This window comes from Streptomyces blattellae (genome assembly GCF_009709555.1).
Taxonomy (GTDB): domain Bacteria; phylum Actinomycetota; class Actinomycetes; order Streptomycetales; family Streptomycetaceae; genus Streptomyces; species Streptomyces blattellae.
The window spans coordinates 60083-73521 of sequence record NZ_WJBG01000142.1; the positions used below are offsets into that span (position 1 = coordinate 60083).

At 70.5% G+C, this 13439-nt stretch carries 11 protein-coding genes; 6 read left to right on the forward strand and 5 right to left on the reverse strand.

All coding sequences use genetic code 11. The annotated features are described in order from the left end of the window. Positions 1 to 30 precede the first annotated feature (30 nt). Genes GFH49_RS15450 through GFH49_RS15460 form a run of 3 tightly spaced genes read left to right on the forward strand, consistent with a single transcriptional unit; the run spans position 31 to position 3556 of the window. Positions 31 to 1356 carry an ABC transporter substrate-binding protein gene (locus GFH49_RS15450; RefSeq protein ID WP_155056457.1) on the forward strand — a complete coding sequence of 442 codons (1326 nt, stop codon included), beginning with the start codon at positions 31 to 33 and terminating at the stop codon, positions 1354 to 1356. Between the two features lie 5 nt (positions 1357 to 1361). Then, the gene (locus tag GFH49_RS15455; RefSeq protein ID WP_155056458.1) at positions 1362 to 2720 is read left to right on the forward strand and encodes an ABC transporter permease subunit; all 1359 of its coding nucleotides are present in this window, start codon (positions 1362 to 1364) and stop codon (positions 2718 to 2720) included. After that, complete coding sequence (locus tag GFH49_RS15460) at positions 2717 to 3556, forward strand: carbohydrate ABC transporter permease (protein ID WP_155056459.1); 840 nt, start codon at positions 2717 to 2719, stop codon at positions 3554 to 3556. The genes GFH49_RS15455 and GFH49_RS15460 overlap by 4 nt, the downstream gene beginning before the upstream one ends. 65 nt (positions 3557 to 3621) lie before the next feature. Here the strand turns inward: GFH49_RS15460 and pgl are convergent, their stop codons facing one another. Genes pgl through tkt form a run of 5 tightly spaced genes read right to left on the reverse strand, consistent with a single transcriptional unit; the run spans position 3622 to position 10344 of the window. Then, positions 3622 to 4404, reverse strand: a complete 783-nt coding sequence (gene pgl, locus GFH49_RS15465; protein ID WP_155056460.1) for a 6-phosphogluconolactonase — start codon at positions 4402 to 4404, stop codon at positions 3622 to 3624. Then, positions 4401 to 5564, reverse strand: a complete 1164-nt coding sequence (opcA, locus tag GFH49_RS15470; RefSeq protein ID WP_155056461.1) for a glucose-6-phosphate dehydrogenase assembly protein OpcA — start codon at positions 5562 to 5564, stop codon at positions 4401 to 4403. Before opcA ends, pgl begins: the two co-directional genes overlap by 4 nt. After that, positions 5561 to 7099: a glucose-6-phosphate dehydrogenase gene (gene zwf / locus GFH49_RS15475; protein ID WP_155056462.1), complete on the reverse strand. Its 1539-nt coding sequence runs from the start codon at positions 7097 to 7099 to the stop codon at positions 5561 to 5563. Before zwf ends, opcA begins: the two co-directional genes overlap by 4 nt. A 4-nt stretch (positions 7100 to 7103) precedes the next feature. Beyond that, positions 7104 to 8222 (reverse strand): transaldolase, encoded by a 1119-nt coding sequence (gene tal, locus GFH49_RS15480; protein WP_155056463.1) that lies wholly within the window; start codon positions 8220 to 8222, stop codon positions 7104 to 7106. A 34-nt stretch (positions 8223 to 8256) separates the two neighbouring features. Next, on the reverse strand, positions 8257 to 10344 hold the full coding sequence (tkt, locus tag GFH49_RS15485; RefSeq protein ID WP_155056464.1) for a transketolase: 2088 nt from the start codon (positions 10342 to 10344) through the stop codon (positions 8257 to 8259). 397 nt (positions 10345 to 10741) lie between these two features. On the opposite strand from tkt, the gene GFH49_RS15490 reads away from it, so the two are divergent. The 3 genes from GFH49_RS15490 (at position 10742) to GFH49_RS15500 (ending at position 13261) form a co-directional block, all read left to right on the forward strand. Continuing rightward, positions 10742 to 11695 carry a heme o synthase gene (locus GFH49_RS15490; RefSeq protein WP_196218001.1) on the forward strand — a complete coding sequence of 318 codons (954 nt, stop codon included), beginning with the start codon at positions 10742 to 10744 and terminating at the stop codon, positions 11693 to 11695. A gap of 76 nt (positions 11696 to 11771) precedes the next feature. Next, positions 11772 to 12092 (forward strand): hypothetical protein, encoded by a 321-nt coding sequence (locus tag GFH49_RS15495; RefSeq protein ID WP_155056466.1) that lies wholly within the window; start codon positions 11772 to 11774, stop codon positions 12090 to 12092. A 62-nt stretch (positions 12093 to 12154) separates the two neighbouring features. After that, complete coding sequence (locus GFH49_RS15500; protein WP_155056467.1) at positions 12155 to 13261, forward strand: amidohydrolase family protein; 1107 nt, start codon at positions 12155 to 12157, stop codon at positions 13259 to 13261. Positions 13262 to 13439 lie beyond the last annotated feature (178 nt).

The following is a 13439-nucleotide window of genomic DNA, read 5'->3' on the forward strand; positions in this document are numbered from 1 at the left end:
AACCACCCACCCACCGAAGGGACATCAACGATGATGAGACGACGTACCACCCTGCTCACCGGCTGCACCGCCCTCGTCCTGGCGCTCGGCGCGACCGCCTGTGGCGGCGACACCTCCACGTCCGGCGGAGATGACAAGGCGCTCAGTGGCCAGACGGTCAGCGTGGCCGGTGTCTGGTCCGGCAGCGAGCAGGAGAACTTCCAGAAGGTGCTCGACGCCTTCAGCGAGAAGACCGGCGCGAAGACCCAGTTCGTGTCCACCGGGGACAACGTCTCCACCTTCGTCGGCAGTAAGATCGAGGGCGGCAACGCCCCCGACGTCGTGATGGTCCCGCAGGTCGGCGTGGTCCAGCAGTTCGCGGAGGAGGGCTGGCTCAAGCCGCTGTCCACGACCGCCCAGCAGTCCGTCGGCGCCAACTACTCGGATGCCTGGAAGACGTACGGCAGCGTCGACGGCACGCTCTACGGCCTGTACTTCAAGGCCGCTCACAAGTCGACCGTCTGGTACAGCCCCGACGCCCTCGCCCAGGCCGGGGTCGAGGCGCCGGCGACGTACGACGAGATGCTGCAGGCCGGGCGGACCGTCTCCGACTCCGGTCTCGCCGGGTTCTCGGTCGCCGGGCAGGACGGCTGGACGCTCACCGACTGGTTCGAGAACATCTACCTCTCCCAGGCCGGACCCGAGAAGTACGACGCCCTGGCCGCCCACGAGCTGAAGTGGACCGACCCGACCGTGGTCGAGGCGCTCACCACGCTCGGCGAGCTGTTCGAGGACGAGCAACTGGTCGCGGGCGGGCAGAAGGGCGCCCTCAACACCGACTTCCCGGGCTCGGTGGAGAAGGTGTTCGGGCCGGAGCCCGAGGCCGGCATGGTCTACGAGGGCGACTTCGTCGCCGGTGTCGCCCAGGACCAGTTCGGCAAGACCATCGGCGAGGACGCGAACTTCTTCCCGTTCCCGGCGGTCGACGGCGGCACCGCGCCGGTCGTCAGCGGCGGCGACGCGGCCGTCGTCCTCAAGGACGGCAAGAACGCCGACGCCGGCATGGCGCTCCTGGAGTACCTCGCCACACCCGAGGCCGCGGCGGTGTGGGCCGGGGCGGGCGGCTTCCTGTCCCCGAACAAGCAGCTCGACCTCGCCGCCTACGCCGACGACGTCACCCGTGCGACCGCCGAGTCCCTGGTCGGTGCGGGCGACTCGGTCCGCTTCGACATGTCCGACCAGGCGCCGGCGGCGTTCGGCGGCACCAAGGGCGCGGGCGAGTGGAAGATCCTGCAGGACTTCCTGCGCGACCCCTCGGACCCGAAGGCGACCGCCGCCGAACTGGAGGACGCTGCGGCCAAGGCGTACGGGAACTGACGGCCGTGACCTCGACCCTCGTGCAAGAGGCGAGCCCCCCGGCCGCCGCCGGTGCCGGACGTGGCCGGCGCCCGCGGCGGCGGGGGCGGATCGTCGCCCTGCTGTTCGTCTTCCCCGCCCTGCTCCTGCTCGGCGCCCTCGTGGTCTACCCGGTGCTGTTCTCCGTCGGCCGCAGCTTCTTCGACGCGTCCGGGACACAGTTCGTCGGCGGCGACAACTACACCGAGATGTTCCGCGACCCGGCGACCCTCAAGGCCGTACGCAACACGGCGATCTGGGTCGTCGTGGCGCCGGCGCTGCTGACCGGGCTGGGGCTGATCCTGGCCGTCCTGGTGGAGAAGGTCCGCTGGGCGACGGCGTTCAAGCTGCTGCTGTTCATGCCGATGGCCGTGTCGTTCCTCGCGGCCGGGATCATCTTCCGGCTCGCCTACGACGAGGACCCCGACAAGGGCGTGCTGAACGCCGCGGTGGTCGGCGTCCACGACGCCTTCCAGGGCACGTCGTCGTATCCGACGGCGCGGGCGCGCGACGGCCAGGGGATGACCAAGGAGGCGGACGGGGCGTACCGGACGACCGCGGACGTCTCGCCGGGTGACACGGTGGCGCTCGGTCTGGTCGGCGTGCTGCCCGGCGACGTGCCGGGCGGCGCCGAGCCCGCGTACGCGGCGGCCGGGCGGCAGGCCGCCCCCGGTGAGCTGAACGGCGTCGTCTACCTGGACTTCACGCCCGGCGGCGGAGGAGAGCAGGGCCGGGTCGACCGGCGGGAGAGCGGGCTGCCGGAGATGGCGGTCGAGGCGGTGCGCGACGGGAAGACGGTCGGCTCGACGACCACCGCGTCCGACGGCTCCTTCCGCTTCGAGGGTCTGCGCGAGGGCTCGTACACCGTGAAACTGCCCGCCTCGAACTTCGCCCCGCCCTACGACGGCGTCTCCTGGCTCGGGCCGGCGCTCGTGACGCCCGCCATCATCGGGGCGTACCTGTGGATCTGGACCGGCTTCGCGATGGTGCTGATCGGCGCGGGGCTTTCGACGCTGCCCCGGGACGCGCTGGAGGCGGCCCGGATGGACGGCGCGAACGAGTGGCAGATCTTCCGGAAGATCACCGTGCCGCTGCTGGCGCCGGTGCTGACCGTGGTGTTCGTGACCCTGGTGATCAACGTGATGAAGGTCTTCGACCTCGTCTACATCATCGCGCCCGGACCCGTGCAGGAGGACGCGACCGTCCTGGCGACGCAGATGTGGCTGGTGTCCTTCGGCGGGGGCAACGACCAGGGACTCGGCAGCGCGCTCGGTGTGCTCCTGCTGCTCCTGGTGATCCCCGCGATGGTCTTCAACGTCCGCCGTTTCCGAGGGAGTCAGCGATGAACGCCGTCCGACGGGGCCTGGGCAACAGCCTGGTCCAGGCCTTCCTCGTGGTGTTGGGCCTGGTCTGGCTCACCCCGCTGGCCGGGCTGTTCCTGTCGTCGCTGCGGTCCGCCGAGGACACGGCGACGGGCGGCTGGTGGACGGTGTTCACCAGCCCCGGCCAGCTGTCCTTCGACAACTACTCCGCCCTGCTGGAGAACGCCGGCATCTCCCGGGCCTTCTGGAACACCGTGCTGATCTCGGTCCCGGCCACGGCCCTGGTCGTCATCATCGCGGCACTCGCCGGATACGGCTTCGCCTGGCTGGACTTCCCCGGCCGCGAGCCGCTCTTCCTGCTGGTGGTCGCGCTGTTGGTGGTGCCGGTGCAGATCGGCCTGCTGCCGGTGGCCAAACTCTTCGGCCAGCTGGGCCTGTTCGGCACGATCCCGGGTGTCGTGCTCTTCCACGTGGCCTACGGGCTGCCGTTCGCCGTGTTCCTGCTGCGCAACTACTTCGCCGAGATACCGAAGGAGATGCTGGAGGCGGCACGCATGGACGGCGGCAGCGAGTGGCGCATCTTCACCCGCCTGATCCTGCCGGTGGGCCGCCCCGCCCTCGCCAGCCTCGCCATCTTCCAGTTCCTGTGGGTCTGGAACGACATGCTGGTGGCCCTGCTGTTCGCGGACAGCTCCTCCCAGCCGCTCACCGTTGAACTCCAGTCCCAGATACGGCAGTTCGGCAGCAACATCGACGTGCTCGCACCGGGCGCCTTTATGTCGCTGATCGTGCCGGTCGCGGTGTTCTTCGCGTTCCAGCGGCACTTCGTGCAGGGGGTGATGGCGGGCTCGGTCAAGTGACGGCGGACCTCGCCAAGAAGCCCCAGGCGGATCCACCTGGGGCCTCCGGCAGGGCAGGGCTGTGCTCAGGGCGAAGCCGGCGGATACAGCGACCGTGGCAGCTGGGACGCAGCCGCGGCGTCCAGCAGCCAGAGGGTGCGCTGCCTGCCGTAGGCACCCGCCGCCGGTGCCTGGACCTCGCCCGCACCCGACAGGGCGATCGCCACGGCGTTCGCCTTGTCCGCGCCGGCCGCCAGCAGCCACACCTCGCGGGCCGCCCGGATCGCGGGGAGCGTGAGGGTGACCCGGGTGGGCGGGGGCTTGGGGGCGCCGTGGACGCCGACCACCGTGCGCTCGGTCTCCCGAACGGCGGGCAGCTCCGGGAAGAGGGAGGCCACGTGGGTGTCCGGGCCGACGCCCAGCATCAGGACGTCGAAGGTGGGGACGGCGCCGTGGTTCTCCGGGCCGGCGGCACGGGCCAGTTCCTCGGCGTAGGTGGCGGCCGCCGCCTCCACGTCGGCGCCGTAGGCACCGTCCGAGGCGGGCATCGCGTGCACCCGCTTCGGGTCGAGCGGAACCGCGTCCAGCAGGGCCTCGCGGGCCTGCGCGACATTGCGCTCGGGGTCGCCGTCGGGCAGGAACCGCTCGTCGCCCCACCACAGGTCGAGCCGGGCCCAGTCGACGGCGTCCCGGGCGGGGGCGGCCGACAGCGCGGCGAGCAGGCCGTTGCCGTTGCGGCCGCCGGTGAGCACCACCGACGCGGAGCCGCGCGAGGCCTGGGCGTCCACGATCTTCGTGATCAGCCGGGCCGCGGCGGCCTGCGCCATCAGCTCCTTGTCGCGGTGCACGACCAGTTGCGGGGTGCTCACTTCGCCGCCGCCTTCTTCACCGGTGCCTGGGCCGCCGCCTCTTTCGCGGGAGCCTTGGCAGCCGACTCGACGGGGGTCCGGACCGCTTCTCCTTTGGCCGGAGACCCCTCCTCGGCCGGAGAAGGGTCTCCGTCCGGCGACTCCTCGGCCTTGGCCACGGCGGCTCCGGCCAGCGCGACCGCCTGCTCCGCCTTGGCCACCGCGGCTTCGGCACCCCGAACCGCCGACGTGGGCGCCGCGTTCAGCCGCTCCACCCCGAACCGCAGCGCCGACGCATACGTGTCGTCCGGGTCGAGCCGCCGCAGCTCCTCCGCGATCAGCTCGGCCGTCTCCCGGCGCTTCAGCGCCACCGCACGGTCCGGCTGGCCCTCGATGGACAGGGTCGCCAGGGAGCCGTCCGCCCGGTCCAGCACGATCGGACCGCAGGTGGTGTCCATGCGCACGGCCGTCAGACCGGGGCCCGACGACAGCGACCGCTTCACGGGGACGCCCAGCCGGTCCGCGAGCCACATCGCCAGCAGCTCGCAGCTCGGGTTGAACTCCTCGCCCTCCACCTCGACGGCCTTGACCTCGCAGGTGACCTGGTCCAGGGCCGCGGCCAGCATCGAGCGCCAGGGCGTGATGCGGGTCCACGACAGGTCCGTGTCGCCGGGGGCGTAGGTGTCGGCGCGGGCGCCGAGTTCCCGTACGGGCTGCTCGGCGGCGTAGGTGTCGGTGACCCGGCGCTGGGCCAGGGCGCCCAGCGGGTCGTGGGCCGCATCGAGGGGTGCGTCGACCGGCCACCAGACCACCACCGGCGCGTCCGGCAGCAGCAGCGGCAGGACGACGGACTGGGCATGGCCCACCACCTCGCCGTACAGCCGCAGCACCACCGTCTCGCCGGTGCCGGCGTCGGCGCCCACCCGCACCTCGGCGTCCAGACGGGAGGTCGTACGGTCGCGCGCTGAGCGGGAGACCCGCTTGATGACGACCAGCGTGCGCGAAGGGTGCTCGTGCGAGGCGTCGTTGGCGGCCTTCAGAGCGTCGTAGGCGTTCTCCTCGTCGGTGACGATGACCAGGGTGAGGACCATGCCGACGGCGGGCGTGCCGATGTCGCGGCGGCCCTGGACCAGGGCCTTGTTGATCTTGCTGGCCGTGGTGTCCGTGAGGTCTATCTTCATGGCCGGCGCCAGCTCCGTCCGTCTCGTTCGAGCATGTCGTCCGCCTCGACGGGGCCCCAGGTTCCGGCCGGGTACTGCGCCGGCTTGCCGTTGGTGTCCCAGTACTCCTCGATCGGGTCGAGGATCTCCCAGGACAGCTCGACCTCCTCGGTGCGCGGGAAGAGGTTCGAGTCGCCGAGCAGGACGTCCAGGATCAGCCGCTCGTACGCCTCCGGGCTGGACTCCGTGAAGGACTCGCCGTACGCGAAGTCCATGGACACGTCCCGGATCTCCATCGAGGTGCCGGGCACCTTGGAGCCGAAGCGGACGGTGACGCCCTCGTCGGGCTGCACGCGGATGACGATCGCGTTCTTGCCCAGCTCCTCCGTCGCCGTGTGGTCGAAGGGGGAGTGGGGGGCGCGCTGGAAGACGACCGCGATCTCGGTGACGCGGCGGCCGAGCCGCTTGCCGGTGCGCAGGTAGAAGGGGACGCCCGCCCAGCGGCGGTTGTCGACCTCCAGCTTGATCGCGGCGTAGGTGTCGGTCTTGGAGTGGGCGTCGATGCCCTCCTCCTGGAGGTAGCCGACCGCCTTCTCGCCGCCCTGCCAGCCCGCCGCGTACTGCCCGCGGACGGTGTCCCGGCCCAGGTCCTTCGGCAGCCGCACCGCGCCGAGCACCTTGGTCTTCTCGGCGGCCAGCGCGTCCGCGTCGAAGGAGGCGGGCTCCTCCATGGCGGTCAGCGCCATGAGCTGGAGCAGGTGGTTCTGGATGACGTCACGGGCGGCGCCGATACCGTCGTAGTAACCGGCCCGCCCACCGATGCCGATGTCCTCGGCCATCGTGATCTGCACATGGTCGACGAAGGACCGGTTCCAGATCGGCTCGAACATCGTGTTGGCGAAGCGCAGCGCCAGGATGTTCTGGACGGTCTCCTTGCCCAGGTAGTGGTCGATGCGGAAGACCTGGTCCGGGGCGAAGACCTCGTGGACGACCTTGTTCAGCTCCTCGGCCGACTTCAGGTCGTGGCCGAACGGCTTCTCGATGACCGCGCGCCGCCAGGAACCGCTGCTCTGGTCGGCGAGGCCGTGCTTCTTCAGCTGCTGGATGACCACCGGGAACGAGCGCGGCGGCACCGACAGATAGAAGGCGAAATTGCCGCCCGTGCCCTGGGCCTTGTCCAGTTCCTCGATGGTCGCACGCAGCCGCTCGAACGCGTCGTCGTCGTCGAAGGTGCCCTGGACGAAGCGCATCCCCTGGATGAGCTGCTGCCAGACCTCCTCGCGGAACGGCGTACGGGCGTGTGCCTTGACCGCGTCGTGGACCTCCTGCGCGAAGTCCTCGTGCGCCCACTCACGGCGCGCGAAGCCGACCAGGGAGAAGCCCGGCGGCAGCAGACCCCGGTTGGCGAGGTCGTACACCGCGGGCATCAGCTTCTTCCGGGACAGATCGCCCGTGACACCGAAGATGACCAGGCCCGACGGCCCCGCGACACGCGGGAGCCGTCGGTCCGCGGGGTCACGGAGCGGGTTCGCTCCGGAACCGGAAAGAGGGGTCAAGGTCTCAGCCCTCCGCGGGGGCGAGGCGCTCCAGGACCGCCTCGGTCGACTTGAGCAGGTCGTTCCAGGACGCCTCGAACTTGTCGACGCCCTCGTCCTCCAGCACCTGGACCACGTCGTCGTACGAGATCCCGAGCGCCTCGACCGCGTCGAGGTCGGCGCGGGCCTGCTCGTAGGTCCCGGCGATGGTGTCGCCGGTGATCCCGCCGTGCTCCTCGGTGGCCTGGAGGGTGGCCTCCGGCATGGTGTTCACGGTGTTCGGGGCGACCAGGTCGTCGACGTACAGGGTCGGCTTGTACGCCGGGTCCTTCACGCCGGTCGACGCCCACAGCGGACGCTGCTTGTTGGCGCCCGCGCTCTCCAGCGCGCTCCAGCGGTCGGTCCCGAAGACCTCCTCGTACGCCTGGTAGGCGAGACGCGCGTTGGCGACGGCGGACTTGCCGCGCAGCGCCTTGGCCTCGGCGGTGCCGAGCGCGTCGATCCGCTGGTCGATCTCGGTGTCCACACGGGACACGAAGAAGGAGGCCACCGAGTGGATCTGGGAGAGGTCCAGGCCCTTGGCCCTGGCCTTCTCCAGGCCCGCCTGGTAGGCGTCCATGACCTCGCGGTAGCGCTCCAGCGAGAAGATCAGCGTGACGTTGACGCTGATGCCGTTGCCGATCGTCTCGGTGATCGCCGGCAGGCCCGCCTTGGTGGCCGGGATCTTGATCAGCGTGTTCGGGCGGTCGACCAGCCAGGCCAGCTGCCTGGCCTCGGCGATCGTCGCCCTGGTGTTGTGCGCGAGCCGCGGGTCGACCTCGATCGAGACCCGGCCGTCCTGGCCGCCGGTGGCGTCGAACACCGGGCGCAGGATGTCCGCGGCGTCCCGGACGTCCGCCGTGGTGATCATGCGGACGGCCTCTTCCACGGTGACCTTGCGGGCGGCGAGGTCCGCGAGCTGCTGCTCGTAGCCGTCGCCGCTGCTGATCGCCTTCTGGAAGATGGTCGGGTTGGTGGTGACGCCCACGACGTGCTGCTCGTCGATCAGCTCGGCGAGGTTGCCGGACGTGATCCGCTTGCGCGACAGGTCGTCCAGCCAGATCGCGACGCCTTCATCGGAGAGGCGCTTCAGTGCGTCTGTCATGGAAAATGCATCTCCTACGTGTCGTATGTGAGCGTCAGCGCTGGGCCGCAGTCATCGATTCCCGTGCTACGGCGGCCACGTTCTCGGCAGTGAAGCCGAACTCGCGGAAAAGGACCTTGCCGTCGGCGGAAGCACCGAAGTGCTCCAGGGAAACGATGCGACCGGCGTCCCCGACGTACTTGTGCCAGGTGAGACCGATACCCGCCTCGACCGCCACCCGCGCCTTCACGGCGGACGGCAGGACGGTGTCCCGGTACCCCTGGTCCTGCTCCTCGAACCACTCCACGCACGGCATGGACACCACCCGAGTCGGCACCCCGCCGGCCTCCAGCTGCTCGCGTGCCCCGACGGCGACGTGCACCTCGGAACCGGTCGCGATGAGGATGACCTCCGGTGTGCCCGTGGACGCCTCGAACATCACGTAACCACCGCGCGCGGCGTTCTCGTTGTGCTCGTACGTCGGCACGCCCTGCCGGGTCAGTGCCAGACCGTGCGGGGCGCCCTCGCCGAAGACCTTGGTGTGGCGCTTCAGGATCTCGCGCCAGGCGATCGCGGTCTCGTTGGCGTCGGCCGGGCGCACGACGTTCAGGCCCGGGATGGCGCGCAGCGAGGCGAGGTGCTCGACCGGCTGGTGCGTCGGGCCGTCCTCGCCGAGGCCGATGGAGTCATGCGTCCAGACGTACGTCACCGGCAGGTGCATCAGGGCCGACAGGCGCACGGCGTTGCGCATGTAGTCCGAGAACACGAGGAACGTGCCGCCGTAGATACGGGTGTTGCCGTGCAGGGCGATGCCGTTCATCTCCGCGGCCATGGAGTGCTCGCGGATGCCGAAGTGGATCGTGCGGCCGTACGGGTCGGCCTCCGGGAGCGGGTTGTCCGCCGGGAGGAACGACGACGTCTTGTCGATCGTCGTGTTGTTGGAGCCGGCCAGGTCGGCCGAGCCGCCCCACAGCTCGGGGATGACCGCACCCAGCGCCTGCAGGATCTTGCCGGAGGCGGCGCGGGTGGCGACGCCCTTGCCCGCCTCGAAGACCGGGAGCTTCTCCTCCCAGCCGGCCGGCAGCTCGCCCTTGCTGACGCGGTCGAACTCGGCGGCGCGCTCCGGGTTGTTGTTGCGCCACTCCTGGAAGGACTTCTCCCACTCCGCCCTGGCCTGACGGCCGTGCTCGATCGCGCCGCGGGTGTGGTCGATGACCTCGTCCGAGACCTCGAAGGTCTGCTCCGGGTCGAAGCCGAGGACACGCTTGGTGGCGGCCACCTCGTCGTCGCCGAGCGCCGAGCCGTGCGCGGCCTCGGTGTTCTGCGCGTTCGGGGCGGGCCAGGCGATGATCGAGCGCATCGCGATGAAGGACGGCTTGTCCGTCACCTGCTTCGCGGCCTCGATGGCGTGGTGGATGGCGTGCGGGTCGAGGTCGCCGTCCGGCTTCGGGGCGACGCGCTGCACATGCCAGCCGTACGCCTCGTACCGCTTCACGGTGTCCTCGGAGACCGCGGTCTCCGTGTCGCCCTCGATCGAGATGTGGTTGTCGTCCCAGAGCAGAACCAGGTTGCCGAGCCGCTGGTGGCCGGCGAGGGAGGAGGCCTCGGCGGAGATGCCCTCCTGGAGGCAGCCGTCACCGGCGATCGCGTAGACGAAGTGGTCGAAGGGCGAGGTGCCGGCGGGCGCGTCCGGGTCGAACAGACCGCGTTCGTAGCGGGCGGCCATCGCCATGCCCACCGCGTTGGCGACACCCTGGCCGAGCGGGCCGGTGGTGGTCTCCACGCCGGCGGTGTGGCCGTACTCGGGGTGGCCCGGGGTCTTCGAGCCCCACGTCCTGAAGGCCTTCAGATCGTCCAGCTCCAGGCCGAAGCCGGCCAGGTACAGCTGGGTGTAGAGGGTCAGGGACGAGTGCCCGGCGGACAGCACGAAACGGTCGCGTCCGGTCCAGTCGGGGTCCGCCGGGTCGTGCCGCATCACCTTCTGGAAGAGGGTGTAGGCGGCGGGCGCCAGGCTCATCGCCGTACCGGGATGGCCGTTGCCGACCTTCTGTACGGCATCGGCGGCCAGGACGCGGGCGGTGTCGACGGCCCGCTGGTCCAGCTCGGTCCACTCAAGGTCTGTGGTGGTCGGCTTGGTGCTCACCCTGGGTCAGGGCTCCTCTCCACATGTCACGCATGTCGGAACGTCACGCATGTCGCATGCCGGTGCATGTCATACACGTCGATTGCCGGTGCTCTGCACGCCCCGGCCGCTGTCGAGCCTACCCCCGCGAGTACGTGCGCCTTTTCGAGTCATTCCAGACTGCCGGGGCTGCCCCGGATCCGCCTCCCGACCGGTCCGTTTCGATTCGGCATCTGAATACGGAGCCGGTCGTGAGAGTGCTCAATCGAGTGCCCCGCGGCTCGTTCACAGGCGTCGCCCAACACGACCCCACCCCCGCGAATGTCCGGGTCTGGGCAACGTCTACAGTGGCGTGGTACGCGCGAGCCTTTACCGGGACTTCACACGGTTCAGGCTTGCTGGGATGTCTCTGTCAGGGGTGTGCGTGACGGCCGTTGAATCCCGTCCTGCGGGGGTTATCGGGGCGAGCCAGAACCCGAGCCGGCGGCCGGTAGGGGCCCGGATCATGGCGTTCGTGGCGCTGACCAAGCCGCGGATCATCGAGCTGCTGCTGATCACCACCGTTCCGGTGATGTTCCTCGCCGAGCAGGGCGTACCGGACATGAAGCTGGTCCTGCTCACCTGCCTCGGCGGCTACCTCTCCGCGGGTGGCGCCAACGCGCTGAACATGTACATCGACCGTGACATCGACGCGCTCATGGACCGCACCGCACAGCGGCCCCTCGTCACCGGCATGGTCAGCCCGCGCGAGTGCCTGGCCTTCGGCATCACCCTGGCCGTCGTCTCGACGCTCCTGTTCGGCCTGGCCGTCAACTGGCTGTCAGCCTGGCTGTCGCTGGGCGCGCTCCTCTTCTACGTCGTCGTCTACACGATGATCCTCAAACGCCGTACCTCGCAGAACATCGTGTGGGGCGGCATCGCCGGCTGCCTTCCGGTCCTGATCGGCTGGTCGTCCGTCACCGACTCCCTGTCGTGGGCGCCGGTCATCCTCTTCCTCGTCATGTTCTTCTGGACGCCGCCGCACTACTGGCCGCTGTCCATGAAGGTGAAAGAGGACTACGCGCGCGTGGGCGTGCCGATGCTGCCGGTCGTCGCCAGCAACAAGGTGGTCGCCCAGCAGATCGTGCTCTACAGCTGGGTGATGGTGGCGGTGTCCCTGCTGCTGACCCCGCTCGGCTACACCGGCTGGTTCTACACGCTGGTCGCGCTGCTGGCCGGCGGCTTCTGGCTCTGGGAGGCGCACGGTCTGCAGAGCCGGGCCAAGGCCGAGGTGACGGGCGCGAAGCTCAAGGAGATGCGGTTGTTCCACTGGTCGATCACCTACGTGTCGATCCTCTTCGTCGCCGTCGCGGTGGACCCCTTCCTCCGCTGACACACGTCCCTTCGCTGACACACGTCACACGGCCCTGGTCTCGCCAGCCGTTCTACCCGTGAGTAGCATCCTGGACATGGCAGACACGCAGCAGGTTGACGCGAAGGCCGAGCGCAAGGCGGCCCGGCTCGCCCGGCAGATCAGCGCCTTCTCCAAGGCGCACGGCGGTGCCGAGGGGCAGGTCGCCTACCTCGGTGAGCGCGGCGCCCGTATCGTCCTCGTCGGTGCGGACGGCGGCTGGGGCGACCTGGTGGCCACGTCGTACGAGATCGCCCAGAAGGCGGTGGAGAAGTCCGGGATCACGGTCCACGAGCACTTCGACGGGGAGTTCGCGGCGAAGGTGACGACGGGGACGTACGAGTGGAAGCGGATGGCCGGCATCCAGCTCGGCGGTTGAGCAACACCTAGACGCCGGTTCACCCGTTAGGCCGTGCAAGCGCCGCACGGTGGGAGTTCCGGATGATCGAAACGCCGTCCCTCGTGGACCAGTACTGCCACGGCGTACTGCGCACAGAGCTGGGCCTCGGCACCTTCGAGGCCCAGCTGGCCCGCACCGAGGGCCCGCCCGCCCCCGGCACCACCCTCTTCGACACCCAGACCGGGTTCGCCGTACGGCGTTGGTGCCCCCCGCTGCTCGGCCTGGAACCGCACTGCCCGCCCGCCCGCTATCTCGCCCGGCGCCGTGAACTCGGCGTACTGGAATCGGGCCGCAGGCTGCTGCGCGGCAGCGGCATCACGACGTATCTGATCGACACCGGGCTGCCCGGCGACCTCACCGGCCCGGACGAACTGGCGTCCGCCGCGTCCGCCGAGACGCGCGAGATCGTACGGCTGGAGCTCCTCGCCGAGCAGGTCGCCGACACCTCCGGCACGGTGGAGTCGTTCCTCGCCAACCTCGCCGAATCGGTGCACGGCGCCGCGGGGAGCGCCGTCGCCTTCACCTCCGTGGCGGGCGCACGGCACGGGCTGGCGCTGGCGCCCGAACCGCCGGGGCCGGGGGAGGTGCGCGGCGCGGCCGGCCGGTGGCTCGCCGGCCGCCGGGTCGGCGGAGAACTGACCGACCCGGTGCTGCTGCGGCACCTGCTGTGGATCGCGGTGGCGTCGGGGCTGCCCCTTCAGCTGCATGCCGGGCTCGGCGAACCGGGCTTACGCATCGATCGCACCGATCCCGTTCTGCTCACGGACTTCGTACGGGCCACCGCCGGCCTGGGCACGGACCTCGTCCTGCTGCACAGCTACCCCTACCACCGGCACGCCGCCCACCTCGCCGGCGTCTTCCCGCACGTCTACGCCGACTCCGGCGCCGCCCTGGTCCGCACCGGCGCCCGCGCCGCGACCGTCCTCGCCGAGATCCTCGAACTGGCCCCGTTCGGCAAGATCCTCTTCTCCAGCGGGGCCCAAGGGCTGCCGGAGCTGCATGTCGTCGGGGCACGGCTGTTCCGCGAGGCGCTCGGGCGCGTGCTGGGTGGCTGGGTGGCCGAGGGGGCGTGGTCGCTGGCGGATGCGCAACGGGTGGCGGGGCTGATCGCGGCGGGGAACGCCCGGCGGGTGTACGGGCTGGAGTGAACCGTACGGACGGACACACGTGCTCAGCGCTTCCCCCTGGCGACGCAGCCGGCGGTCGATGCACTCCCTGAAGCCGCGCCGGCGGTCCTCGCGCCGCGAGCACCTCCGCCCCGATGACGCCGGACGACGGCGGGAGGTCGTGCCCGGCGATGCTTGATGGATGGCGGGGTCCGTGCCT